Raw genomic sequence first — 24,248 nt, 5'->3', positions numbered from 1 at the left:
AGCTACTTTGTAGGATTCTGCGACAGCTTGGCGTTTGGTGATCCGGGGACTGGCACGTATGATGCTTCACAAACTTCCGCAGATTAGAAGCCTATGTCCCTGATAGTTCTACTGCTTCTGCCTTTTATCGGCAGCTGTCTGGCCGCCTTGCTGCCACACAACGCGCGCAACACCGAATCGCTGCTGGCTGGCCTGGTCGCCTTGATTGGCACCGTTCAGGTCGCCCTCTTGTACCCGCAAATCGCCCACGGCGGCGTCATTCGCGAAGAATTCTTCTGGTTACCCAGCCTCGGCCTGAACTTCGTTCTGCGCATGGACGGCTTCGCCTGGCTGTTCTCGATGCTGGTGCTGGGCATCGGCACGCTGGTGTCGTTGTACGCCCGCTACTACATGTCGCCGGACGATCCGGTGCCACGCTTCTTTGCGTTTTTCTTGGCGTTCATGGGCGCCATGCTCGGGTTGGTGATCTCCGGCAACCTGATCCAGATCGTGTTTTTCTGGGAACTGACCAGCCTCTTCTCTTTTCTGTTGATCGGCTACTGGCACCACCGCTCCGATGCGCGACGTGGCGCTTATATGGCGCTGATGGTCACCGGCGCCGGCGGTTTGTGTTTGCTGGCGGGGGTCATGCTGCTTGGCCATGTGGTCGGCAGCTATGACCTGGACAAGGTCCTGGCCGCCGGCGAGCTGATTCGCGCACATGCCCTCTACCCCATTCTGCTGCCCCTGATCCTGATCGGCGCCCTGAGCAAAAGCGCGCAATTCCCCTTCCACTTCTGGCTGCCCCACGCCATGGCGGCGCCAACGCCGGTCTCGGCGTATTTGCACTCGGCAACCATGGTCAAGGCCGGGGTGTTTCTGCTGGCACGGCTTTGGCCGTCACTCTCCGGCAGCGAAGAATGGTTCTACATCGTCAGCGGCGCCGGCGCCTGCACCCTGTTGCTCGGCGCCTATTGCGCGATGTTCCAGAACGACCTCAAAGGCCTGCTGGCCTACTCGACCATCAGCCACCTCGGCCTGATCACCCTGCTGCTGGGCCTGAACAGTCCGCTGGCCGCCGTGGCCGCAGTGTTCCACATCCTCAACCACGCCACTTTCAAGGCCTCGCTGTTCATGGCGGCGGGGATCATCGACCACGAAAGCGGCACCCGCGACATTCGCAAACTCAGCGGCCTGATCAAACTGATCCCGTTCACCGCCACCCTGGCCATGGTCGCCAGCGCCTCGATGGCCGGCGTGCCGCTGCTCAACGGCTTCCTCTCGAAAGAGATGTTCTTCGCCGAAACCGTGTTCATCAACGCCACCGCCTGGGTCGAGATGACCCTGCCGATCGTCGCGACCATCGCCGGGACGTTCAGCGTCGCCTACTCCCTGCGCTTCACCGTTGATGTGTTCTTCGGCCCGACCGCCACCGACCTGCCGCACACCCCGCACGAACCGCCACGCTGGATGCGCGCGCCGGTGGAGTTGCTGGTGTTCGCTTGCCTGGTGGTGGGGATTTTCCCGGCGCAAGTGGTCGGCCCGTTGCTCGCCGCCGCGGCGTTGCCCGTGGTCGGTGGAACCTTGCCGGAATACAGCCTGGCGATCTGGCACGGCTGGAACGCGCCGATGATCATGAGCCTGATCGCCATGTCCGGCGGCATCGTGCTTTATCTGCTGTTGCGCAATCAGCTCAAGCGCGGGCGCTTCAAGTACCCGCCGATCATTGGCCGGTTCAACGGCAAGCGCCTGTTCGAGCGCAGCCTGGTGGTCATGATGCGTTTGGGACGTCGCCTGGAGCGGCGGATCAGCACCAAGCGCCTGCAAAGCCAATTGTTCCTGATGGTGCTCGTCGCCGTGCTGGCCGGGTTGATCCCGATGCTCCACAGCAGCCTGAGCTGGGGCGACCGGCCGAAGATTCCGGGCTCGATCGTGTTCGTGACGCTCTGGCTACTGGCGATTGCCTGTGCCCTCGGTGCCGCTTGGCAAGCCAAGTATCACCGGCTCGCGGCCCTGACCATGGTCAGCGTCTGCGGCCTGATGACCTGCATCACCTTCGTCTGGTTCTCGGCGCCGGACCTGGCCCTGACACAACTGGTGGTTGAAGTGGTGACCACCGTGCTGATCCTGCTCGGCCTGCGCTGGCTGCCGCGACGGATCGAAGAGGTCTCGCCATTGCCGAGCAGTTTGCGCAAGGCGCGCATCCGCCGTATCCGCGACTTGCTGCTGTCGACCGTGGTCGGTGGCGGCATGGCGTTGTTGGCCTACGCGATGCTGACGCGGCAGACGCCGAACGACATTTCTTCGTTCTACCTCAGCCGCGCCTTGCCGGAAGGCGGCGGCAGCAACGTGGTCAACGTGATGCTGGTGGACTTCCGTGGCTTCGACACCCTCGGTGAAATCACCGTGCTGGTGGCCGTGGCGCTGACCGTGTTTGCCCTGCTGCGGCGCTTCCGCCCACCGAAAGAAAGCCTGCAGTTGCCGGCCCAACAGCGCCTGCTTGCGCCTGACGTGGTCACCGACCTGGTCAACCCGCGTCACGCCAGCGACACCGCGCTCGGCTTCATGATGGTCCCGGCGGTGCTGGTGCGCCTGCTGCTGCCGATTGCGTTTGTGGTGTCGGTCTACTTGTTCATGCGCGGGCACAATCAACCGGGCGGCGGGTTTGTCGCGGGCCTGGTGATGTCGGTGGCGTTCATCCTGCAATACATGGTCGCCGGTACTCAGTGGGTCGAGGCGCAAATGAGCCTGCGACCGCTGCGCTGGATGGGCACCGGGCTGCTGTTTGCCACGGCGACCGGGCTCGGGGCGATGGCCGTCGGCTATCCGTTCCTGACCACCCACACTTGGCATGTCGAACTGCCGGTGCTGGGCGACATTCACATCGCCAGTGCGCTGTTTTTCGACATCGGCGTGTACGCCGTGGTGGTCGGCTCGACGCTGTTGATCCTCACCGCCCTCGCCCACCAATCGGTACGCGGCCACAAAACAGCGGCCCTGCCGAGAGCCGTCGCCATGAAAGGAACCGTCTGATGGAAGAAGTCATCGCAATCGCCATCGGCGTACTGGCGGCGTCCGGCGTCTGGCTGATCCTGCGGCCACGGACGTTCCAGGTGGTCATGGGCCTGTGCCTGCTGTCCTATGGCGTCAACCTGTTCATCTTCAGCATGGGCAGCCTGTTCATCGGCAAGGAACCGATCATCAAGGACGGCGTGCCCCAGGACCTGTTGCACTACACCGATCCGTTGCCGCAAGCGCTGGTGTTGACCGCGATCGTCATCAGTTTTGCCATGACCGCGTTGTTCCTGGTGGTGTTGCTCGCCTCCCGGGGCCTGACCGGTACCGACCATGTGGATGGCCGGGAGCCGAAAGAATGAATGTGATGACGCACCTGATCGCCGCGCCGATTCTGCTGCCGCTACTGACCGCCGCCGTGATGCTGATGTTGGGCGAGAAACATCGGCCGCTCAAAGCCAAGATCAACCTGTTCTCCAGCCTGGTCGGGTTGGGCATTGCCGTGCTGTTGCTGCAATGGACCCAGGAAACCGGCGTGCCCGGTTCCATCGGCGTGTACCTGCCGGGCAACTGGCAAGTGCCGTTCGGAATTGTGCTGGTGGTCGATCGCCTGTCGGCGATGATGCTGGTGTTGACCGGAATCATCGGCGTCAGCGCCCTGCTGTTCGCCATGGCCCGTTGGGATGGCGCCGGTTCGAGCTTCCACGCGCTGTTCCAGATTCAGATGATGGGCCTGTATGGCGCCTTCCTGACCGCCGATCTGTTCAACCTGTTTGTGTTTTTCGAAGTGCTGCTGGCCGCTTCTTACGGCCTGATGTTGCACGGCTCCGGCCGGGCGCGGGTGTCGTCGGGCCTGCATTACATCTCGATCAACCTGCTGGCCTCGTCGCTGTTTTTGATTGGCGCGGCGTTGATCTACGGCGTTACCGGCACCCTGAACATGGCCGACCTGGCGCTGAAAATCCCGCTGGTGCCGGAAGCCGATCGCGGCCTGCTGCATGCCGGCGCGGGGATTCTCGCGGTCGCGTTCCTGGCCAAGGCCGGGATGTGGCCGCTGAATTTCTGGCTGGTGCCGGCCTATTCAGCAGCCAGCGCTCCGGTGGCGGCGATGTTCGCGATCATGACCAAGGTTGGCATCTACACCTTGCTGCGCCTGTGGACGTTGCTGTTCTCCGGCCAGGCCGGCGCGTCGGCGTATTTTGGCGGCGACTGGCTGATCTACGGCGGCATGGCGACCATCGTCTGCGCCGCCGTGGCGATCCTCGCGGCACAGCGCCTGGAACGCCTGGCCAGCCTGAGCATTCTGGTGTCGGCGGGGATCCTGCTGTCGGCCATCGGGTTCGCCCAGCCGAACCTGATTGGCGCGGCGCTGTTCTACCTGGTCAGCTCGACCCTGGCGCTGAGCGCGCTGTTCTTGCTGGCCGAGTTGATCGAGCGTTCGCGGTCGGCCAATGAAATGCCGCTGTACGATGACGGCGACCTGCTGCCACGGCCGATGGAATCCCTGCAACCGCCCAAAGGCATCAACCTCGACGACGAACAGAAAGCCGTAGTCGGCCAAGTGATTCCCTGGACCATGGCCTTTCTCGGTTTGAGTTTCATTGCCTGCTCATTGCTGATCATCGGCATGCCGCCACTGTCCGGGTTTATCGGCAAGCTCAGCCTGCTCAGCGCCCTGCTCAACCCGCTGGGCCTGGGCAATGGCGGTGATACGCCGGTGTCGAACGCGGCGTGGGGCTTGCTGGCGTTGCTGATCCTCTCCGGGCTGGCGTCGTTGATCGCCTTCTCGCGCTTGGGCATCCAGCGTTTCTGGACGCCCGAAGAACGGCCATCGCCATTGTTGCGCCGCTTCGAATGCGTGCCGATCATTGCGTTGCTGGGCTTGAGCATTGCCCTGACGTTCAAGGCGGAACCGCTGCTGCGCTACACCCAGGCTGCGGCGGATGCCTTGAACAACCCGCAGCAATACGTGATGGCGGTGCTCGGCACGCGTGCGGTGCCGAGCCCTGAAGCCCGGGCCGCGATGCTGGAGGTGCAGCCATGAAGCGTGTGTTTCCTGCGCCGTGGTTGTCGCTGGCCCTGTGGTTGTTGTGGCTGGTGCTGAACCTGTCGATGAGCCCCGGCAATCTGCTCATGGGCGCGGTGCTGGGCTTCTGTGCACCGCTGATGATGCGCAAGCTGCGGCCACTGCCGATCCGCATTGGTCGGCCCGGGGTCATTCTGCGTTTGTTCTTCCTGGTCGGTCGCGACGTGCTGGTGTCGAACCTCGCCGTGGCCTGGGGCGTGCTGAATGCTGGTCGCCGCCCGCCGCGCTCGCAGTTCATCAAGGTGCCGCTGGACTTGCGCGATGCCAACGGCCTGGCGGCGCTGTCGATGATCTGCACGGTGGTGCCCGGCACGGTCTGGTCGGAACTGGCGCTGGATCGCAGCATCCTGTTGCTGCATGTCTTCGATCTGGAGGACGAAGCGCTGTTTATCGAGCACTTCAAGGCGACTTACGAGCGCCCCTTGATGGAGATCTTCGAATGAGCCCGTTGTTGTCGAACGCGATCCTGCTGAGCCTGTTTATTTTTTCGCTGGCGATGATTCTGACCCTGATCCGCCTGTTCAAAGGGCCGTCGGCCCAAGACCGGGTCCTGGCGCTGGATTACCTGTACATCATCGCAATGCTGATGATGCTGGCGCTGGGGATTCGCTATGCCAGTGACACGTATTTCGAGGCGGCGCTGCTGATTGCGCTGTTCGGCTTCGTCGGCTCGTTTGCCCTGGCGAAATTCCTCCTGCGTGGCGAGGTCATCGAATGAACGCGGAACTGTCTCTGTGGGTGGAAATTCCGGTGGCGATCCTGCTGGTGCTCAGCAGCCTGTTTGCGTTGATCGGGGCGATTGGCCTGGTGCGGATGAAGGATTACTTCCAGCGCATGCACCCACCGGCCCTGGCCTCGACCTTGGGCGCGTGGTGCGTGGCGTTGGCCTCGATCGTTTACTTTTCGGCACTGAAATCCGCGCCGGTGCTGCATGCCTGGCTGATTCCGATTCTGCTGGCGATTACGGTACCGGTGACCACGCTGCTACTGGCCAGGGCGGCCTTATTTCGCAAGCGCATGGCCGGGGATGATGTGCCGGCTGAGGTGAGTAGTCGGCGCTCCGACACCGGGAGTCAGGTTTAGAGGTTTGCGTTGATTGGGCGGGCCTCTTCGCGGGCAAGCCTCGCTCCTACACGTTACGCATTGGGTGATCTGTAGGAGCGAGGCTTGCCCGCGAAGCTTTTCAGCCGCGACTCAGATCCAGGCAACGGCCAACAACCCGGCCCCCAACACCACACACAACGGCGAATAGGCCCAGGTGTCGAGCCGGGCAAATTTCGAATCCTTGACCTGCTTGAAGAATCCCACCAGGTTCGAATCGCCGATTGCCCGGGCGAACATCAGCATCGCCATGGCGCTGATCACCCATTGCAGCGACCAGTGATGCACCGTCGGCAGATACAAGCCGACCCGCAGGCACACCAGCATCGCGATCAGCAGCAAACCCACCGCCACCAACAGCGTGGCAAAGCCCGAAGGCTTGAAGGCCGGCCTTGACTCCCGCCCGTCTTCTGCGGGCAGGCGCGGCACCGCCGCCTCGCTACCCAACTTGCCACCCGCCGCCCAGTACAGGTGGACCAGGCTGATCAACAGGAAGATTGCAGCCATCCATTGCGCGACCATTAGGCTCATATTCAGACATCCTGCGTGAAATGTCGCAGCAGGATGAACTTCATTGGATGATTTTGTAAGGGTATTCGTCGCATGCGGTGGTAAAGTGCCGCTCCATGAAATTCGCCCGAACCGATCGCTCACTCATTGCCTGGATGCTCTATTGCTGCGTCCTGTTCAATGTGTTCGCCTGCAGCATCGGTCACGGGCAAATGGTCGGGATGCAGCTCAACGGCATCGGCGGCCAGTTCTGTGCGGTCGACCCGGCCACCCAGGCGCCGGCCTCGTCGAACACCTCCGAAGAGCAACTGCCGACGCTGTCCAAGGCATTCGGCTGTCCGCTGTGCTCCACCGGCGGCATGGGCCCGGCGCTCAACTCCAGCCTGACCCTGGCGATTCTCCCGCAGCAACACAGCCCGCCCCTGGCCGTCATCGCCAACGCTGACCTCCCTGCCCGCTTCACCTGGCCCTCGGCCAATCCCCGCGCACCGCCGCTCGCCTGAGTCTCTTCGCTTTTACCGATCAGCCCACCTCGCCAACGCGTGGCGTTTGTGTGTGCGCTGTTTCTTAGCCGAGCCTTCAGGATTTACCGATGAAACCCCTTTCTTTATTAAAAAGTCCTTTACTGGCCAGCCTGTTCGGCTGCGTGTCTGTTAACACCTGGGCGCAAGCCTCCATCGATCTGGCGCCGATCACCATTGATGGCGAGTCCGGCACCGAACCGGGCCTGAGTCTCGATCAGTCCAGCGGCATGGCCTCGCGACTGGGCTTGAGCGTGCGTGAAACCCCGGCGTCTGTCGCCATCGCCAACCGTAACGACATCGAGCGCCACGGCGCACAGAATTTCCAGGACGCGGCGAACACCCTGCCCGGGGTCAATGCCAGCGCACCACCGGGCTTCGGCGGGTTCGTCTCTTATCGCGGTTTCACCAGCAGCCAGATCACCCAGATGTTCAACGGCATCAACGTTTCCGGCGGCCTTGCGCGGCCGGTGGATGCGTGGATTTACGACCGGGTGGAACTGGTGGGCGGCCCGTCGTCACTGATCAACGGCGCCGGCTCCGTGGGCGGTTCGCTTAACTACGTGACCAAACTGGCGACCCGTGAAGAGCAAGCTGTCGAAGGCCGGGTCAGCTACGGCACGTACGACACCACCGAGACGGCGTTCGGCCTCAACCACGCGCTGAGCGATGCCAGCGCGGACGTGCAGCACTACGCACGCCTCGACGTCAGCCACAACACCGGCAACGGCTACATCGACCGTCAGGAGCGCGATGCCTGGAGCGTGGCGTTTTCCTTGCTCAGTGACCTGACGCCCAACCTGTCCCACACCCTGGCCCTGGAATATCAGGACGAACATGAAGACAGCCCTTACTGGGGCACGCCGGTGCTCAACCCCAAGGCCGGCGAGTTGAAGATCGACAAGCACAACCGCTTCAACAACTACAACGTCGAGGACGGGCGCTACGAGCAACGCACCATCTGGGTGCGCTCGATCATCGACTACCGGATCAACGACAGCACCACCCTGCGCAACACCCTCTACCACCTCGACAGCCAGCGGGATTACCGCAACCTCGAAACCTACCAGTACACCGCCGATAACAGCGCGGTGAACCGTTCCACGGCGTATCAGGTTCGGCACCAGGGTGAGCAGAACGGCAACCAGTTCGAACTGCGTCACGACACCACGCTGTTCGGACTGGACACCACCTGGAGCGGCGGTTTCGAGTACAAGGTCAACCAGACCACCAACTCGCCGCTGAACGTCAAAGGCGCGAGCACGGTCGACCCGAACCACTTTCAGCCGGGGCATTTCTATGACATTCCTGGCACCCGGCAGGGTTTTGTCAGTGACAAGACCAACGAAGTCACGACCAAAGCCCTGTTCGCCGAGAACCGGTTGGCGCTGACCGACAAACTGGCTTTGCTGACCGGTGTGCGCTACGACGCCATCGACCTCGACGTGACCAATCACCGGGAAGTGACCGCCAGCAATCCCCGGCACCTGAAACGCAGCTGGGAGCCGGTGACCGGCCGGGTCGGCCTGACCTACCAGTTCATTCCGTCCGCCAATGTCTACGTGCAATACAGCACCGCCGCCGAACAGCCCAACGGCACTCAGGACTTCGACGTCTCGACGGGCAAGCAATGGGAGGTTGGCAGCAAGTTTGATTACCTGGACGGGCGCGGTTCGGCGACGGTGGCGGCGTACACCCTCGAGCGCAAGGATTTCGCCGTGACCGACCCGCAGGACCCGACCGCCAGCATTCCGGTGGGTCAGCAGACGTCCAGGGGCATCGAACTGGCCAGTTCGTTGCGCATCACCGACAGGCTGTTGGCCGAGGGCAACTTCGCCTGGGTCGATGCGCAGTACGATGAGTTCACCGAGAAAAATGCCGCCGGCGTGGTGGTTTCACGCAAAGGCAACACACCGACCAACGTGCCGGACCGGGTCGGCAATCTGTGGCTGACTTATGACTTTGCGCCGCAATGGCAAGGTGGCGTCGATGCGCGGTACGTGGCCTCGGTGTTTGCCGACAACGCCAATACCCTGACCGTGCCGTCGTACACCCTTTTCGGGACGTTCCTCAGTTACAAGGTCGATCAGCACACCACCGTCACCGGCCGCGTGCGCAACCTGACCAACGAGGTGTATGCCGAGTTTGCGCATGTCTCGCCGGCGTATTACCTGGGCACGCCACGCACGTTTGAGTTGGCGGTGCAAACCCGATTCTAAAAGCAAAAGCTTCGCGAGCAAGCCCGCTCCCACATTTGATCTCCTATGTACGCGAATTCTGCGAACGACCGAAATCAAATGTGGGAGCGGGCTTGCTCGCGAAGGCAGCATCAGCCCCACCCCATCACTTCAACTCGGCAGCCACCTTATCCGCCACATCCTTGGGCAGCCAAGCCTGCCACACCTCCGGGTGCGCCTTCATGAACGCCTCCGCCGCCTGCCGTGGCGGGGTGTGTTTTTCGCTCATCTGCGCCAGTGACTTGTTCAATGGATCAATCGGCAAGTCGACCTTGCTGAAGAACTCGGCAATTTGCGGGTATTGTTTCTGGAAGGGCGTAGACACGCCGATGGACAACTTGGAGGGCAGTGAGCGCGTCGGTTTCGGGTTCGGGTTATCCGCATCCGTCAGGGTTTTCCAGGCTTCAGCGTCGAACGGCGGCTCTTCCAGCTGAATCAGTTTGAAGCGACCGAGCAACGGCGTAGGCGACCAGTAATAGAACAGCACCGGTTTACCGCGACGAATCGACGAACTGATCTCCGCATCCAGCGCCGCCCCGGAACCGCTGCGAAAATTCACATAGCTGTCGTTCAGGCCATAGGCCGTGAGCTTCTGTTTGTTGACCACTTCCGAAGTCCAGCCGATCGGGCTGTTGAGGAAGCGCCCCTTGCCCGGGGTTTCCGGATCGCTGAACACGCCTTTGTACTTCGGTAGATCGGTGACGCTGCGCAGGTCCGGCGCCAGTGGCTTGATGCCCTTGGCCGGATCACCCTTGATCACGTATTCGGGCACCCACCAGCCTTCGGTGGCGCCCTTGACCGTGTCGCCCAGGCTCACGACTTTACCTTCGGCCTCGGCCTTGACCCAGACCGGACTGCGACCGGCCCATTCTTCGCCAATGACCTGAATGTCATTGTTGGCCAGTGCGGTCTCCAGGGTGATGGTCGTGCCCGGCAAAGTGTCGGTCGGCAGCCCGTAGCCCTTCTCGACAATGATCCGCAGGATGTCGGTAATCAGACTGCCGCTTTCCCAGTTCAGGTCGGCGAAGTGGATCGGCCCCTGGGCCGCGAACACCGGCACCGGTGAAGCCAACAATCCGAACGTGGCCAGGGTGGCGGCCAGCAACCGTCGAAATCCGTTCATGCTTTTGCACCTCGTGCTGTTCACAGCAATAGCAGGATGGCCTGGCAGAAGACCGCAAAGCCTCTGAATACTCAGTCAACTGACTGTAGTAGAGGTTCCTGCTTTCGAGGGTCGTCGATTAATTTTCAGAAGTTTCCTGCAAGCGCGCCAGCTCTCTTCTGACCATGCTGGCGTACTCCGCCGGACGCAGCGTGTAGATCTGCGACGCCACCCACCCCAGCCAGGCGCCCTGCAGAACGGCCTTCTGGTCGAACAGCCGCTGAGCTTCGGCTTGAGCGCTGGCCCGGTTCTGTTCGTGGAAGTCGGCACGGGCCACGGTCATTACTCGCTGGCCTTGAAGGTCACCAGTTCACCCTTGCGCCACTTGGCCGCCTTGGCGGTCACGGCTTTGAGGGTTTTGGTCAGGCCTTCCTGCAACTGTTGGTGGGCGGCAAACACCATCACCACGCTATGCCCTTCCTTGAACACAATGCCGTGACCGTCGGCGGTGGTCACAAACGCGTAATCCCCGAGCCCGTACACCGTGAGTTTGATTTCGCGGAACTTGATGTCCAGCTTGCCGCCTTCGCGACTGGGCAATACGGAAGCGCTGAAATGATCGCCGACCTTGAGTTTGAGCCCTGGCTTGTCGTCGACCACCAGCGCTGATTCGGTGTCGAGTTCGGCAATGTAAATGCCTTCAGCGTTCTGTTCGGTGATGTAAACGAAACGTGACTGAAACTGCTTAACCAGCTTTGCGCGCAAATCACCCAGCACGAACAAAGCATGCATATCGAGATTACTTACTGCCAAGGAAACATCCCCACATCTGAAAATGATGCCGCACGCAAAAAAAGCACACGGCAGAAAAAAGCGGCAATGCCGAAGGTGTCGCCAAATAACCCGGGTTGAAATCCTGAAACGAGCAGAGGGCTCATCCATCGCGAGGCGTGAGAAGACTACTGGAATGTCACTCGCGGCGTCTTGCCTGGTGTTCGTCAGAGGTTGAAGGAAAACGCCCTGCTAATAGCCAGAAAAACAGGATTACCAACTTTAAGGAAAAAACTCTTTAAGAAAAGCACTTTTCCGACATATCGCCCGCAAAAAATTGCTTTAGATGAACATCGATCGCCCACCAGTGACGGTGATTCTAGAGCAGCGATGCTCACCGAGACTACCCATTACGACGTACACGCGTCGGCAAAACAACGAAAAGGACTTCCCATGTGCACGCTGACCCACTTCGCCACCGCCCCTACACCTTATACAAACAGCTCATCGACGGCGTACCCGGTGGTGTTTGAACACCATGAATTTTACCCTGAAGAGCCTGCTCGGCCGCGGTTTCAGGTGGTTCTGGCCGGCAATGCCTTCTTCCACATCAAGGAAATTTCCACGGGTCGCGTCAGAGGATTCCGAACGAGCCATAACGAAGCCTGCGCGCTCGCCCGTTTACTCGAATCCTGCATTTGACACAGCTGTGTCGTTCATCGCTATAGGCGTTTCGTCATGCCGGCGACTTAACTCAGCCGCCGACAGGCAACTACTGCCATACTGGCCGACCATTTGAAGCGCATCCCCCAGGGCGGGCGGCGCTCAACACAACAAAACATTTCCAAGGGAAGGCAGCTACGTGACGGAATTTGATATCGGTGAATTTTTTATCCGGGGCGAAGCCAGAGAGGTCGAAGGCGAATTCCAGGCAGTCATTATCATGCGCGCCAAACCTCCGTTGACCACCGTGACGTATCACCAGGTCGAGAAGGATCGCTGGTTCAAGACGTCGGACGTCGCCGCCATCGCCGCCCAGGAGGCCGCCAAGGCCTTGAAGCTTGCCGTCGACGAAGGCGCATTGAAAGCCTGATAGTCCGGTTTGCGGTCTATGCTCACTCCTGCTGTTGAACATCGCTATCGAACTCCTGAAGCGCGGCCCCCTCAGATGCAGTGAAGCCGCACCTCAGATCTCGCACCCGCGCGACCAGCAAGGAGATGAAGATGGATTCACCTACACATGACTTGAAAGGTTTGTTCGACCAACTCGGCCTGGATTCCAGCGAGAAAGCCATCGATGATTTCATTGCCAGCCATTCACCCTTGGCCGACGACAAGAAACTCATCGATGCCGAGTTCTGGTCACCGCAACAAGCCGGTTTCCTCAAAGAACAATTGCGTGAAGATGCCGATTGGGCGCGGGTGGTCGACGACCTGAACCTGCGCATGCACCAGATTCACTAGCCTCTGATCAATGCAGGCTGTCGGGTGTTTCGGCGTTCAATTGCGCCAGCCAGGCAGCCCTGCACTCTTGCGCTTCTTCGCGACTGGAGAATGCCGTCCCCCGGCGCTCGCCGTTGAGCAGTACTACCCAGCAGACACTTTGTCCCATCGCACGCAGGCTGGCGGGCACACCGCTGCCGATCATGACGGCGACATCGACTCTGCTTTGCATGCTGACCTCCCGAATTTCATTAGCTACCTAACTGTGTGGGCATGGTAATGAGTTCGTGGGCGAGGAAACAGCGACTGGGCTGCACAGATTAATTGTCAGAATGGCAATAATGCGGGGTTGGTGGTTGGGTTGGCTTGGGGGCATATCCGTTTCTTCGGTAACGGCCGCTATGGGTTCCGCCCTTACGGCGGGTCACTTGGAAAAGCCCCAAGTAACCAAGGGCTTTTGCCCCGCCATTCGGTGCCTCGCCTAGGCTCGGCATGCCCTCACTCCGGCATTGCTCCGGGGGCCCGCCGCCATCGGCCATCCATGGCCGGGGGCGGCTAACCCGGCATCCATGCCGGGTTGCCCCCTGCGCAACGCCTGCGTTCGGCCTCTGGGAAAGGGGCAACAAATCAAGATCAAAAACCAAAGCAACGGCAAGATCAAAAGATCGCAGCCTTCGGCAGCTCCTACATTGACCGTGTGTACCCATCTATTTGTATCGCACCGATCCCCTGTAGGAGCGAGCTTGCTCGCGAAGGTTTTGAAGGCGCGGTGTTTATCCTGTTGGCACGCGTCATCGTTAACGTTCTTCGCGAGCAAGCTCGCTCCTACGAGGCTTTTCCGGCTTATACCCCAACCGCAAACCGCCCCAATGCCGCCCCTTGACCATGATCGGCACCGACAAATCGTGCATCAGCTCCCCGGTGTCACGGGTATAGGTTTGCAGCAACACCGCCTGTTGATGGCTGCCACAGCGAATCCCGGTGCGGTCAGCAAATTTGCGTTTCGTGCGATTTTGCAGGCTATCAACCTGCGCATCCCCCGTCAGCGGCTGACTGAACACCGTGTTGTGGGTCGGCACATAACCCTGCTGCGTACAGGCAATGGCAAACACCAGGCCTTCATGGCGCGGCAACAACGGTTCCTGAATCGCCGGCAACACCTGATCGGTGTAGCGATCAAAGCGCGTCTGATACTTGACCGGATTGGTATTGGGAACAGTCTGGTAATTGCGATCAAACAGGTCGTCGAGACTGACACGAGCCGCGTCGATATCCGCTTCAAAGCGCGCCGCTATCTGACTCGCGCCTTCACGGGCCAAGTCATAAATCCGTTGGTGATAGTCATCCAGTCCGACTTCGGCCAGACGTTCGCTGATGGTTTCGGCCTGACCTTCCATTTGCACGGCCGCCTGGGCCAGACGCTGAGTCTGTTGATCGCTGATCGCCAGATCGCTGCGCATCTGTTCAATAGCATGAAACAGGCTGTCGAGTTGTTCGCGGTTGGTGTCCGTGCCCCGGGCTATTTCCCCGACCTGGCTTTCGACACCCGCGGCCAGCCGGGCGATGTTCTCCAGGTGCTGACCGGTGTGTTCGACCTGCTCGACGCCAGTGTCGAGATCGCTGGACAGCTGGCGGATCTGCTCCACCACTTGCGCAGTGCGTTGCTGGATGTCGGCGACCATCTCCCCGACTTCGCCGGTCGCCGTCGCCGTGCGCGCGGCGAGTCCGCGCACTTCATCGGCGACCACGGCAAACCCGCGCCCATGTTCCCCGGCCCGCGCCGCTTCGATCGCCGCGTTCAGCGCCAGCAGATTGGTCTGGCTGGCGATCGACTGAATCACCAGAGTGACCCGCTGAATATCGTCGCTGCGCAGGCTCAAGGCTTCGATCAGCTCACGGCTGTTGCTGGCGCGTTGACTGAGTTGATGCATGCGCGAGATCGACTCAATCAACTCCGTACGCCCTGCCGCGCTGCTCTGATGCGCTTCGCTGGCCGCACTGAGCGCCTCTCGACTGAGTTTCGAAGTGGCGTGCTCGGTGGCAATCATCACTTCGGCATTGCTGACAATTTGCGCCGCAGCGCCAAGTTGCGATTGCAGTTTGTCGGCCAGTTGCTTGACCGAAAACGCCACGCCGGCAGCCGACAGAGCGTTATGACTGGTGGTGTAGGAAAGATCGCGAGTCAGCTCGGCAATTGCGCTGGAGCTGTCGATGGCGGTTGTCTCAGGAATGGCGCGCGAACGCAGGCGAGGCAGCCAGATAATCAGCACGGCCAATGGCAAGCCCAGATAAAGCGACAGGCCACCCAGCGTCATGCCGCACAACAAAAGCATCAGGGCGATGCTTTGCAGTGTTGGCGTCAGCCAGAGGTTTTTCGGCAAAAGCGCTGGTGCAGGCACAGGCCTCACCAGAGATCCGTCTCTCGACATCTTCGTCACCCCAAGCGTCTTCTAATTGTTGTGACGGCATTAAACGCCACTAGTGGGCCATTATCTATGGTCCATTAGTAGTGGGCGTTGCAGAAGATCAATAGAAGTGCGAGGGTTTTTCACAGGCGTGGAAAAGCATCGCGGGCAAGCCTTGCTCCTACAGATCACATCCGTAGGAGCAGGGCTTGCCCGCGATGAAGGCGCTACTGAATCAGGCCTGACGCTGGTGCTTGTCGATCTGTTCGTGACGCTCTTGAGCTTCGATGCAGTACTTGGTGGTCGGGCTGATCAGCAGGCGCTTCAGGCCAATGGCCTCGCCGCTGTCGTCGCACCAGCCGAAGCTGTCTTCTTTGATGCGTTCCAGAGCCTGTTCCAACTGAGGCAGCATGCGCTGGTCGCGATCGATCGCGTTCACCAGCCAGGTGCGCTCTTCTTCAACAGAAGCCGCGTCGGCCGGGTCAGCCGGGGTGTCCAGGCTTTCGATGGCGATACGGTTCTGCTCGATGCGCTCGTGGGTTTCGACTTTCATGTTCTGCAACAGCTCAGAGAAAAAAGCATGTTGCTCGGCATTCATGTAGTCATCCGCCGGCATGGCCAGCAACTTGTCCTTTGTCATTGATATCTCTATAAAAAAACGTGCATTAAGGCGAATTAGGGAGCGTTCCGGCGGACCAGGTCTGGCCATCGGAAAGGCGCCGTTTATTCCAAGCGCCACCCGGCACTCAATTTACGAGGGGCGGCAGTCTAAGGCCGACTTGAGGCCTCAGCAACTGAAAAGACAGCGAATTTGTCCGACAAAGCCCCGAAAGTACTCAATGGGAGGCGATGAGGTGGTTATCGGAGTGCGTTTATAGCAAGAAATTCAATCGAGCGGCTGTATATAGAAGACAAACGGCTGCACCTCGCTTGCGGCGCCCAAAGCCTAAGCTAAGGTTGTCCGTCCTGAAATAGTCATCTGAAGGAGCAGTTCAATGAAGTTGATCGGCATGTTGGATTCGCCTTATGTGCGGCGCGTCGCCATTTCCGCCAAACGCCTTGGCATTCCGTTGGAGCACGAATCGGTTTCGGTGTTTCGGCACTTCGACCTGTTCCAGCTGATCAACCCGGTGGTCAAGGCCCCTACCCTGGTGCTGGATGACGGTGAAGTGTTGATCGACTCGACGCTGATCATCGATTACCTCGAAGCACTGGCCGGGCCGGGCAATAGTTTGATGCCCGGCGACCTTGATCAACGACTGCGCGCGTTACGCCTGATCGGCCTGGCGTTGGCGGCGTGCGAGAAATCCGTGCAGATTTACTACGAACGCACCCTGCGCCCGGCGCACATTCAATTTGAACCGTGGGTGGAGCGGGTGGAAGGGCAATTGGCGGCGGCGTATTCGGCGCTGGAGCGGGAGCTGGAAAAACAGCCGTTGAAGACTGATGGCTCGATTGATCAGGACGGGATTACCCTGGCGGTGGCCTGGAGCTTTACCAACCTGGTGGTGCCAGATCAGGTGCAGGCCGGGCAGTTTCCGCTGATCAGTGCGTTTACCGAGTATGCCGAGGGGCTTGAGGCGTTTGTCAGTACACCGATTGAGTAGACAGATGTTGTGACTGATCGGGCCTCTTCGCGAGCAAGCCCGCTCCCACATTAATCTTCTGCGTAGGCAAATTCTGCGAACGACCGAGATCGAATGTGGGAGCGGGCTTGCTCGCGAAGGCGGACTGACAGCCACTGGAAAAGTAACAACCAACCCACTCACATAAAAACGCCGCTTCCACCAGAGGCAGAAGCGGCAGAGGCACAAGCCCCAGCGAAATCAGTGCATGAACAGGGCGATCAGGATAATGATCGGGATCGGTACGCCGAGAAAGAACAACAGTAATGAGCGCATGAGGATTCTCCTGGGTTAACGAACTGGGGTGGTGACGTAGGTTTCGGTTTCCAGATACACCACCGCATCCCGACGACGACCGCCAAAGGTTGCAGCGAGGCTGGCGAAAAACGCACCGATCAACAGGGCAATGAACATCCATAACGAGGTCCACGCAGCGACCTTGGCGGCCGTGTCAGCGGCTTGCTGTGCAGCCACTTTGGCGTCGGCCACGGCTTTTTGGGTGCGGGCATACACTTCATCGACACGACGCTCGGCATCCGCCTGGGTAAGGTTGGTCCGTTGGGCGACCATTTGTGCCAGGTAGGTGCGATCTTCGGCAGACAGCTGACCGTCATTGCTCAAGCTGCGCACAAAGATGCGGGTTACGGTGCCACGCGCGGCGTCATCGCTGACGGCGGCCGGACGATCATCGCGGAACAGGCTGTCGACGAAATAACCGTACTGGTCACTGCTGGTGTTACCGGCGGCGGTCCCGGCAGCCTGTGTCGCCGCACTCGCGGCACCACCGACGACATTCGCCCCGGCCTGAACACCGCCGCTGACAATGCTGCTGACCGAGCCGACCACCAGGGTCGCGGTCACCAATGTCGCCACGCACCAGGCCAGAAAGCCGTGGGCCGTATCGCGGAAATAAACCTCATCGCCATGCATGTTCGCCCACTTCACCCGCAGGCGACCGGCTATATAGCCACCGAGTCCGGACGCGACGATTTGCGTCGCCGCCAGCCAGACAATCGTCGAAATGCCCAGGCTCTTGGCGCTCACGCCTTCATTGGCCCACGGCGACACCGCCGAAAAACCCAGGCCGAATCCGAGCAGCACCAGGATCAGCGACAACGCCGCCGCCGCAGCGGCCCCGGCGAAAATCGCGCCCCAGGACACGCCAGAGGACGTGGTTGATTCTTCTGCGAGAGGATAGAAACCATCAGGGGATCTATTCATTGTTATATCGCTCCAGGCTTGAAAGATGGTGTTACAACTCTTCGTACTGATGAATTGCAGTCACCGTGCCAGTTGCCAACTTTGAATAAATCGTTATATTTCAATAGTTTATAAAGTTTGAACTTCCAAAATCCATGCAAATTGCAAGGAACCGCTATTCAGAGCGGGTTTTATGCATTGCCTACAAACTACTTGCGCTTGTAGCTCTTGTTCCCTCCAGGTGTAAGGCAATACACCCCGCCACGAGGCCCCGTGCAGAACGAACCGGTGCCACAGGCGCAGCCATCGGCGCTGCGCAACAGCGTTTGTGGCCGGGCTTGGCTGGTGTCGCCATACAGTGCCGAGCAACTTTTTTTCGAAGCGCTGATGGAGCCGTCATTGCACAGGAACACATCGCCGTCGCAACGATCAATGCCGCCCTTTTTACCCGAACATGGCGTGTTACCAGCCCAGGTAGAAGCGCTGGCCACACTCAGTAACAACAGAACAATCGGCATCCCGCCAAGACGAATCAATGTGCGCACAAACCACCTTCCTATTGCAGTTGTGGCCGGATGATATCAATGTTCCGCACACACTCTTCAAGCAACATGAAGTTAAATTTAATAAGCCGCGAACAATTCTTGGCAAAATGCCCGCTACTCCGTATTGAACTGATTATCAGGCCCGCCCTATGACCCGCATCTTGACCATCGAAGACGACGCCGTAACCGCCCGGGAAATTGTCGCCGAACTGAGCAGCCATGGCCTCGAGGTGGATTGGGTCGACAATGGCCGCGAGGGCCTGGAGCGTGCGGTCAGCGGCAACTATGACTTGATCACCCTCGACCGCATGCTGCCCGAGCTCGATGGCCTGGCGATTGTCACCACATTGCGGACGATGGGCGTGGCGACGCCGATCCTGATGATCAGCGCCCTCTCCGACGTCGACGAGCGCGTGCGCGGCTTGCGTGCCGGCGGAGACGATTACCTGACCAAACCGTTTGCCACCGATGAAATGGCCGCCCGTGTCGAAGTCTTGCTGCGCCGGCAGAACACCGTGACCGCCCAGGCCACCACGTTGCGGGTGGCAGACCTGGAACTGAACCTGATCAGCCACGAAGCCAGCCGTGACGGTCAGCTGCTGACGCTGTTGCCCACCGAGTACAAGTTGCTGGAATTCCTGATGCGCAACACCGGGCAGATTCTGTCGCGGATGATGATTTTCGAAGAGGTCTGGGGTTACCACTTCGACCCCGGCACCAACCTGATCGACGTGCACATCGGCCGTCTGCGCAAGAAGATCGACCCGCCGGGCAATGTCCCATTGATCCGGACCGTGCGAGGCTCGGGTTATGTCATTGCCGAACCCGTCTAAAGGCTGGCGCTCCTCCAGCAGCCGACTGCTGGCGCTCTACAGTTCGCTGTTCGTGCTCTGGAGCGGCATTCTCATGGGAGTCATGTACTACGAGGTGTCCGATTACCTCGACAACCTGGCCAAACACTCGCTGATGCAGCGCCAGCATTTGTTTTCGCGGTTTCAGGGCGAACAACTGATGGACGCCCTCGCCGTCAGCATGACCTTCGACATTCGTGGCATCGATGCCTATGGCTTGTTCGATGCTCAGCATCGCTATCTTAATGGCGCGCTGCGGCACATTCCCCAAGGCCTGCCGCTGGACGGCAAGATTCACATGCTCAGCGACTGCGCCGATTCCGACGACCCGACCCTGCCCGCCGACAGCTGCGACGCGGTCGCGACCCAGACCCGGGACGGACGCTGGCTGGTGCTGGTGCGCGACAACGGTTCGTTGTTCGCCGTGACCCGGATCATTCTCCACGCGCTGTTCTGGGGTGTGACATTGACGATCCTGCCGGGCATCGTGGGTTGGCATTTGTTGCGCCGCCGGCCGCTGCGGCGCATTCGCGGGATTCAAGCCAGCGCCGAGGCCATCGTCGCCGGCGACCTGACCCGGCGCCTGCCGCTGTCCAATCGCCGCGATGAACTGGACATGCTTGCCGCCATCGTCAACGCCATGCTCGAGCGCATCGAGCGTTTGATGAATGAGGTCAAGGGCGTGTGCGACAACATTGCCCATGACTTGCGCACACCGCTGACCCGCCTGCGGGCGCAGTTGTACCGCATGCAGCAACAGGCGGGCGAAGGGTCCCAGGAAGCGGCGCAACTGGATTCAGTGTTGACTGAGGCCGACACCCTGATGGCGCGTTTTCGTGGATTACTGAGGATTTCCGAGCTGGAAGATCGCCAGCGGCGCTCCGGGTTTGTGCAGCTGGATCCGCTGCCGTTGCTGCAAGAACTGCACGACTTTTATCTGCCGCTGGCGGAAGAAGACGGGTTGATTTTTCAACTGCAATTGCCTGAATCGTTGCCGGTGCTGAAGGGTGACCGGGCGTTGTTATTCGAAGCGGTGGCGAACCTGCTGAGCAACTCGATCAAGTTCACACCGCCGGGGGGCGAGGTGATTTTGCGTGGGATTAACGACGGTGGGCATACGCGAATCGAAGTGCTCGATTCCGGCCCCGGTATTCCGGTGGCCGAGCGCGAGGCCGTGCTCCAGCGCTTCTATCGTGCCAATGGGGGCAACCAGAAAAGCGGGTTCGGACTGGGCCTGTCGATCGTCGCGGCGATTGTCAGCCTGCACGGGTTCACGCTTGAAGTGGGTGACAGTGAACTCGGTGGCGCACGGCTAGTACTCGATTGCCAACAAAGCCTGATCCCCCAAACCTGACACGCACTTCAAAACAACGAAGATCCAATGTGGGAGCGGGCTTGCTCGCGAATACGGTCTCTCATTCAACAATGATGCTGTCTGATTCTCCGCTTTCGCGAGCAAGCCCGCTCCCACAAGGGATTTTTGGTGTTGTCAGGCGGGGTAGTTCGCCCGCAGGGCTTCAAGGCCGCCCTGGTAGATGCCGGCAAACAGCGCCGTCACTTCTTCTTCGCTCACACCGTCTGGCGCGAAACGCCCGGACCAGGTCACCCGCGCGCCCTGCCCTTGTGTTTCCACGCGGAGGGTCGCCAGGTAATCAGTGGCCGGAAACGGTGCCTGCAGGATCGAGTAGCTGTAGGTTTTCGCCGCGTTATCAAACGCCTCAAGACGCTCCACAACGACCGCGCCATCAGCCGTTTGCAGGCTGCGCACCCGCCCGCCTTCGCTGAGTTCGCTTTTCGGGATGAACGGCAGCCAGTCCGGTAGCGAGTCGAAGCCGCCGATTAATTGCCAGACCTGATCGGCCGATGCCGGGATGTCGATGGATGCTGATGCTGTTGCCATAGGAAGTGCTCTCTTAATCAGTAAGGTTCAAATCGCCATGCTGTCGACGACACCGCCGTCAACCCGCAAGGCCGCGCCGGTGGTGGCCGAGGATAACGGTGAAGCGATGTACGCCACCAGATTGGCGACTTCCTCGACATGGGCCACGCGCTGGATGATCGAGGTCGGACGGGCCGTGCGCACGAAGGCGTCGGCTTCCTCCTGGAGGCCGCGACCGGATTGGGCCATGGCATCCTTGAGCATCAGCTCGACGCCGTCGGTCAATGTCGGGCCCGGCAGAATCGCATTGACCGTCACCCCGGTGCCCGCCAGCCGTTTGGCCAGTCCATGGGACACCGCCAGGTTGGCGCTTTTGGTCACGCCATAGTTGAGCATGTCGGCCGGAATCGCGATCCCGGATTCCGAAGACAGGAAAATCACCCGCCCCCAGCCCTGCTTGACCATGTCCGGCACGTAATGCCGGGACAGGCGCACACCCGAGATCACGTTGATCTCATAGAAGCGCGTCCACTCACTGTCGGGAGTATCAAAGAAATCCACCGCGTTGAAGATCCCCAGGTTGTTCACCAGGATGTCGGCCCGTGGCTCGGCGGCGAACAGTTTGTCCGCACCTTCGGCCGTACCGAGATCGGCCGTCAGCCCGCGCAATTGAGCGCCCGGCACCTGCTGGCGAATGCTCGCCAGCGCCTGTTCGACCTTGGCCGTCTCGCGGCCGATCACCACCACCGTGGCACCGGACTCGGCCAATGCCTTGCTGATGCCCAGGCCAATGCCGGCGGTGCTGCCGCTGACAATCGCGAGTTTTCCACTCAGATCAATCTTCATGTTCAACCTCCAATGATGGGCAATGGCGCGCGCTCGGACACCAGCTTCGCGTCACGCATCGCTTGCCAGAAAGCAGCGGGAATCACCGCCGACAACGCCGCGACATCTTCAGCAATCCGGTCTGGACGGCTGGAACCTGGAATCACCGCCGCCACGGCCGGGTTAGCCAGGGAGAATTGCAATGCCGCCGCCTTGATGTCGACACCGTGAGCGGCCGCAATGCGTTTGATCTGCTCGACTTTGTTAATGATCGCCGGGCTCGCCTTCTGATATTCGAAGTGCGCGCCACCGGCCAGGATGCCCGAGCTGTACGGACCACCGACCACGATCTCAACGTTCTGCGCCAGGGCCGCGTCCATCAGGCGTTGCAACGCACGGTCGTGATCGAGCAGCGTGTAGCGACCGGCCAGCAGAAAACCGTCTGGTTGGGCTTCGGTCAAATCAAGGGTCAGCTCGCAGGGCTCGACCTTGTTCACACCCAGGCCCCAGCCCTTGATCACGCCTTCTTCACGCAAACGGGTCAGCACCTTGAACGCGCCAGTGCGCGCCTGGTTGAAGTATTCCAGCCATTGATCGCCGTAGAAGTCCTGGGCGATGTCATGCACCCAGACGATGTCCAGGCGATCGGTTTGCAGGCGCTTGAGGCTGTCTTCGATCGAACGCATCGTGGCATCGGCGCTGTAGTCGTTGACGATCTTGTTCGGGCGGCCGTGTTCGAACACGCCGCTCTTCTCGCCGAGATCACGGGCGGCCGCGTCTTCGACTTCATCGAGAATCACCCGGCCGACCTTGCTGCTCAGCACGTAGTCGTCACGGTTGTACTGGGCCAGCGCGGCGCCGAGGCGAATTTCGGATAGGCCCGAGCCATAAAACGGCGCGGTGTCGAAGTAACGTACGCCGGCTTCCCAGGCGGCGTGAACGGTGGCCATGGCCTCTTCTTCAGGAATGGCGCGGAACATGTTGCCCAAGGGTGCGGTGCCAAAACCCAGTGTGCCGGGCAGTTTGTCTTTCAAGCTCATGATTCAATCCTCATCGGTTTCAGAGGTCAGTGGATGACCGTTGAGCAGATCCTAGATTGCGATGATCGGACCGTCCAAGACATAATGCGCAGCACTTGAGTCCCAAGAGGTCTGACATGATCGACATCCGCCAATTGCGCTACTTCGTCGCGGTCGCCGAAGAAGAACACGTCGGTCGCGCCGCCGAACGCCTGCACATTTCCCAGTCGCCCCTGAGCCGGCAGATCGCCCAGCTTGAGGAACGCCTGGGTCTGACACTGTTCGAGCGCAGCCAGCAGCGCATTCGCCTGACCCGCGACGGCCAGACGTTTCTCGCCGAAACCCGCGCCCTGCTGACCCACGCCAACCGCCTGGAATCCCTCGGCAAGCGCCTCGGTCGTGGCGAAGAAGGCGGCTTGTGCATCGGCTACATCGAAAACGCCATGCACGCCGGCGTCTTGCCCAATGCCTTGCGGGTGTTGCGGGTCGACCGGCCGAACGTGCACGTCGCGCTGTACAACCTGAGCTCCGCCGAACAACTCGAAGGCCTGCGACAGCGTAGTCTCGATATTGCCCTGGTCAGTGAACCGCCCGTCGCCGACGATCCGGACCTGCTGGGTTTTCAGGTACTGGATGACCCGATGTTGTTGGCCTTGCCGGAACATCATCCGCTGGCCCGACAGCCGGAGCTGAGCCCGTCTGACCTGGCCGATCAGGAATGGATCGGCGTGCAACACCGCCAGAACTGCGCCAGCCGCGAAGACTTCGTCAGCGCCTGTATCCGCGCCGGTTTCACCCCGGACATCCGTATGGAAGCCACCGAACCTTTCACCGCACTGGGACTGGTGGCGTCCGGACTTGGGATTGCGATGATCCAGAAAGGCTTGAGCCGCAATGCACCACCGGGCGTGGTACTGCGGGAAGTGCCGTGGATTTCCTTTACCACACCGCTGTGGGCCGCGTGGCACCGGATTAATTTGCGACCGTTGGTGGAGACGTTCAGGAAGGTGCTGACGGAACCGGGGTCGATTTCGAAGTGATGCGCAATCCCTGTGGGAGCGGGCTTGCTCGCGAAAGCGGTGTGTCAGGCAACGTTCATCTCGACTGACACTCCCTCTTCGCGAGCAAGCCCGC

The 24,248-nt window shown here is 60.4% G+C and carries 28 protein-coding genes; 16 read left to right on the top strand and 12 right to left on the bottom strand.

Annotated features, from left to right (window positions below; translation table 11 throughout):
- Positions 1–93: 93 nt before the first annotated feature.
- From ACIPL2_RS31555 to ACIPL2_RS31530, 6 genes are read left to right on the top strand one after another with little or no spacing between them, the layout of a single operon-like run.
- On the top strand, positions 94–3,012 hold the full coding sequence (locus tag ACIPL2_RS31555; RefSeq protein WP_401363703.1) for a monovalent cation/H+ antiporter subunit A: 2,919 nt from the start codon (positions 94–96) through the stop codon (positions 3,010–3,012).
- The gene (locus ACIPL2_RS31550) at positions 3,012–3,356 is read left to right on the top strand and encodes a Na+/H+ antiporter subunit C (protein WP_007986256.1); all 345 of its coding nucleotides are present in this window, start codon (positions 3,012–3,014) and stop codon (positions 3,354–3,356) included. Before ACIPL2_RS31555 ends, ACIPL2_RS31550 begins: the two co-directional genes overlap by 1 nt.
- The gene (locus tag ACIPL2_RS31545; RefSeq protein ID WP_401363701.1) at positions 3,353–5,038 is read left to right on the top strand and encodes a monovalent cation/H+ antiporter subunit D; all 1,686 of its coding nucleotides are present in this window, start codon (positions 3,353–3,355) and stop codon (positions 5,036–5,038) included. Before ACIPL2_RS31550 ends, ACIPL2_RS31545 begins: the two co-directional genes overlap by 4 nt.
- Complete coding sequence (locus ACIPL2_RS31540) at positions 5,035–5,523, top strand: Na+/H+ antiporter subunit E (RefSeq protein WP_401363698.1); 489 nt, start codon at positions 5,035–5,037, stop codon at positions 5,521–5,523. Before ACIPL2_RS31545 ends, ACIPL2_RS31540 begins: the two co-directional genes overlap by 4 nt.
- Positions 5,520–5,798, top strand: coding sequence for a K+/H+ antiporter subunit F (locus ACIPL2_RS31535; protein ID WP_059404782.1), 279 nt, complete (start codon positions 5,520–5,522; stop codon positions 5,796–5,798). Before ACIPL2_RS31540 ends, ACIPL2_RS31535 begins: the two co-directional genes overlap by 4 nt.
- Entirely contained in the window at positions 5,795–6,163 is a 369-nt protein-coding gene (locus ACIPL2_RS31530; RefSeq protein ID WP_401363695.1) for a Na+/H+ antiporter subunit G, read from the top strand. Before ACIPL2_RS31535 ends, ACIPL2_RS31530 begins: the two co-directional genes overlap by 4 nt.
- A gap of 111 nt (positions 6,164–6,274) precedes the next feature.
- Here the strand turns inward: ACIPL2_RS31530 and ACIPL2_RS31525 are convergent, their stop codons facing one another.
- Positions 6,275–6,712 carry a DUF3995 domain-containing protein gene (locus tag ACIPL2_RS31525; protein ID WP_401363692.1) on the bottom strand — a complete coding sequence of 146 codons (438 nt, stop codon included), beginning with the start codon at positions 6,710–6,712 and terminating at the stop codon, positions 6,275–6,277.
- A 95-nt stretch (positions 6,713–6,807) separates the two neighbouring features.
- Between ACIPL2_RS31525 and ACIPL2_RS31520 the strand changes: the two genes are divergently transcribed.
- A complete protein-coding gene (locus ACIPL2_RS31520; RefSeq protein ID WP_401363689.1) occupies positions 6,808–7,194 on the top strand; it encodes a DUF2946 domain-containing protein in 387 nt (128 codons plus the stop codon).
- 89 nt (positions 7,195–7,283) lie between these two features.
- A complete protein-coding gene (locus tag ACIPL2_RS31515; RefSeq protein WP_401363686.1) occupies positions 7,284–9,431 on the top strand; it encodes a TonB-dependent receptor in 2,148 nt (715 codons plus the stop codon).
- 124 nt (positions 9,432–9,555) lie between these two features.
- Here the strand turns inward: ACIPL2_RS31515 and ACIPL2_RS31510 are convergent, their stop codons facing one another.
- The 3 genes from ACIPL2_RS31510 to ACIPL2_RS31500 form a co-directional block, all read right to left on the bottom strand.
- Complete coding sequence (locus ACIPL2_RS31510; RefSeq protein ID WP_401363683.1) at positions 9,556–10,572, bottom strand: ABC transporter substrate-binding protein; 1,017 nt, start codon at positions 10,570–10,572, stop codon at positions 9,556–9,558.
- 118 nt (positions 10,573–10,690) lie between these two features.
- Entirely contained in the window at positions 10,691–10,894 is a 204-nt protein-coding gene (locus ACIPL2_RS31505) for a hypothetical protein (protein WP_401363680.1), read from the bottom strand.
- On the bottom strand, positions 10,894–11,364 hold the full coding sequence (locus ACIPL2_RS31500; protein WP_007907879.1) for a hypothetical protein: 471 nt from the start codon (positions 11,362–11,364) through the stop codon (positions 10,894–10,896). The genes ACIPL2_RS31505 and ACIPL2_RS31500 overlap by 1 nt, the downstream gene beginning before the upstream one ends.
- Here ACIPL2_RS31500 and ACIPL2_RS31495 point away from each other — a divergent pair.
- From ACIPL2_RS31495 to ACIPL2_RS31480, 4 genes are all read left to right on the top strand, one after another.
- On the top strand, positions 11,338–11,463 hold the full coding sequence (locus ACIPL2_RS31495) for a hypothetical protein (RefSeq protein ID WP_401363727.1): 126 nt from the start codon (positions 11,338–11,340) through the stop codon (positions 11,461–11,463). The two genes, ACIPL2_RS31500 and ACIPL2_RS31495, sit on opposite strands and share 27 nt — an antisense overlap.
- A 312-nt stretch (positions 11,464–11,775) precedes the next feature.
- A complete protein-coding gene (locus ACIPL2_RS31490) occupies positions 11,776–12,024 on the top strand; it encodes a hypothetical protein (RefSeq protein WP_401363724.1) in 249 nt (82 codons plus the stop codon).
- A gap of 160 nt (positions 12,025–12,184) precedes the next feature.
- Positions 12,185–12,415, top strand: coding sequence for a hypothetical protein (locus ACIPL2_RS31485; protein ID WP_033057642.1), 231 nt, complete (start codon positions 12,185–12,187; stop codon positions 12,413–12,415).
- A 131-nt stretch (positions 12,416–12,546) separates the two neighbouring features.
- On the top strand, positions 12,547–12,786 hold the full coding sequence (locus ACIPL2_RS31480; protein ID WP_134099589.1) for a DUF2789 domain-containing protein: 240 nt from the start codon (positions 12,547–12,549) through the stop codon (positions 12,784–12,786).
- A gap of 7 nt (positions 12,787–12,793) precedes the next feature.
- Here ACIPL2_RS31480 and ACIPL2_RS31475 read toward each other — a convergent pair whose 3' ends face one another.
- The 3 genes from ACIPL2_RS31475 to ACIPL2_RS31465 all read right to left on the bottom strand — a co-directional run bounded on the left by ACIPL2_RS31475 (position 12,794) and on the right by ACIPL2_RS31465 (position 15,810).
- Positions 12,794–12,997 carry a hypothetical protein gene (locus ACIPL2_RS31475; RefSeq protein ID WP_401363675.1) on the bottom strand — a complete coding sequence of 68 codons (204 nt, stop codon included), beginning with the start codon at positions 12,995–12,997 and terminating at the stop codon, positions 12,794–12,796.
- Positions 12,998–13,562: 565 nt separating this feature from the next.
- A complete protein-coding gene (locus ACIPL2_RS31470) occupies positions 13,563–14,813 on the bottom strand; it encodes a methyl-accepting chemotaxis protein (RefSeq protein WP_401363721.1) in 1,251 nt (416 codons plus the stop codon).
- A gap of 592 nt (positions 14,814–15,405) precedes the next feature.
- Positions 15,406–15,810, bottom strand: a complete 405-nt coding sequence (locus ACIPL2_RS31465) for a TraR/DksA family transcriptional regulator (protein ID WP_007907888.1) — start codon at positions 15,808–15,810, stop codon at positions 15,406–15,408.
- A gap of 355 nt (positions 15,811–16,165) precedes the next feature.
- Between ACIPL2_RS31465 and ACIPL2_RS31460 the strand changes: the two genes are divergently transcribed.
- Entirely contained in the window at positions 16,166–16,777 is a 612-nt protein-coding gene (locus ACIPL2_RS31460) for a glutathione S-transferase family protein (protein ID WP_401363672.1), read from the top strand.
- Between the two features lie 309 nt (positions 16,778–17,086).
- On the opposite strand, the gene ACIPL2_RS31455 is transcribed toward ACIPL2_RS31460, so the two are convergent.
- Complete coding sequence (locus tag ACIPL2_RS31455) at positions 17,087–18,016, bottom strand: hypothetical protein (RefSeq protein ID WP_401363669.1); 930 nt, start codon at positions 18,014–18,016, stop codon at positions 17,087–17,089.
- A gap of 188 nt (positions 18,017–18,204) precedes the next feature.
- Positions 18,205–18,513 (bottom strand): hypothetical protein, encoded by a 309-nt coding sequence (locus tag ACIPL2_RS31450; protein WP_401363719.1) that lies wholly within the window; start codon positions 18,511–18,513, stop codon positions 18,205–18,207.
- A 176-nt stretch (positions 18,514–18,689) separates the two neighbouring features.
- On the opposite strand from ACIPL2_RS31450, the gene ACIPL2_RS31445 reads away from it, so the two are divergent.
- A complete protein-coding gene (locus tag ACIPL2_RS31445) occupies positions 18,690–19,373 on the top strand; it encodes a response regulator transcription factor (protein WP_368559289.1) in 684 nt (227 codons plus the stop codon).
- A complete protein-coding gene (locus ACIPL2_RS31440; RefSeq protein WP_401363666.1) occupies positions 19,351–20,745 on the top strand; it encodes a sensor histidine kinase in 1,395 nt (464 codons plus the stop codon). Before ACIPL2_RS31445 ends, ACIPL2_RS31440 begins: the two co-directional genes overlap by 23 nt.
- Before the next feature lie 135 nt (positions 20,746–20,880).
- Here ACIPL2_RS31440 and ACIPL2_RS31435 read toward each other — a convergent pair whose 3' ends face one another.
- The 3 genes from ACIPL2_RS31435 to ACIPL2_RS31425 are packed head-to-tail and all read right to left on the bottom strand — an operon-like array spanning position 20,881 to position 23,135.
- A complete protein-coding gene (locus ACIPL2_RS31435) occupies positions 20,881–21,291 on the bottom strand; it encodes an SRPBCC family protein (RefSeq protein ID WP_401363663.1) in 411 nt (136 codons plus the stop codon).
- Between the two features lie 27 nt (positions 21,292–21,318).
- Positions 21,319–22,116 carry an SDR family NAD(P)-dependent oxidoreductase gene (locus ACIPL2_RS31430; protein ID WP_401363660.1) on the bottom strand — a complete coding sequence of 266 codons (798 nt, stop codon included), beginning with the start codon at positions 22,114–22,116 and terminating at the stop codon, positions 21,319–21,321.
- Positions 22,117–22,118: 2 nt separating this feature from the next.
- Positions 22,119–23,135: an aldo/keto reductase gene (locus ACIPL2_RS31425; RefSeq protein ID WP_401363657.1), complete on the bottom strand. Its 1,017-nt coding sequence runs from the start codon at positions 23,133–23,135 to the stop codon at positions 22,119–22,121.
- A gap of 116 nt (positions 23,136–23,251) precedes the next feature.
- Between ACIPL2_RS31425 and ACIPL2_RS31420 the strand changes: the two genes are divergently transcribed.
- Entirely contained in the window at positions 23,252–24,154 is a 903-nt protein-coding gene (locus tag ACIPL2_RS31420) for a LysR substrate-binding domain-containing protein (RefSeq protein ID WP_401363654.1), read from the top strand.
- Positions 24,155–24,248: the final 94 nt, after the last annotated feature.

This window comes from Pseudomonas sp. NPDC086251 (assembly GCF_044746405.1).
Taxonomy (GTDB): Bacteria; Pseudomonadota; Gammaproteobacteria; order Pseudomonadales; family Pseudomonadaceae; genus Aquipseudomonas.
This window is presented reverse-complemented; position numbering and strand designations above follow the sequence as displayed.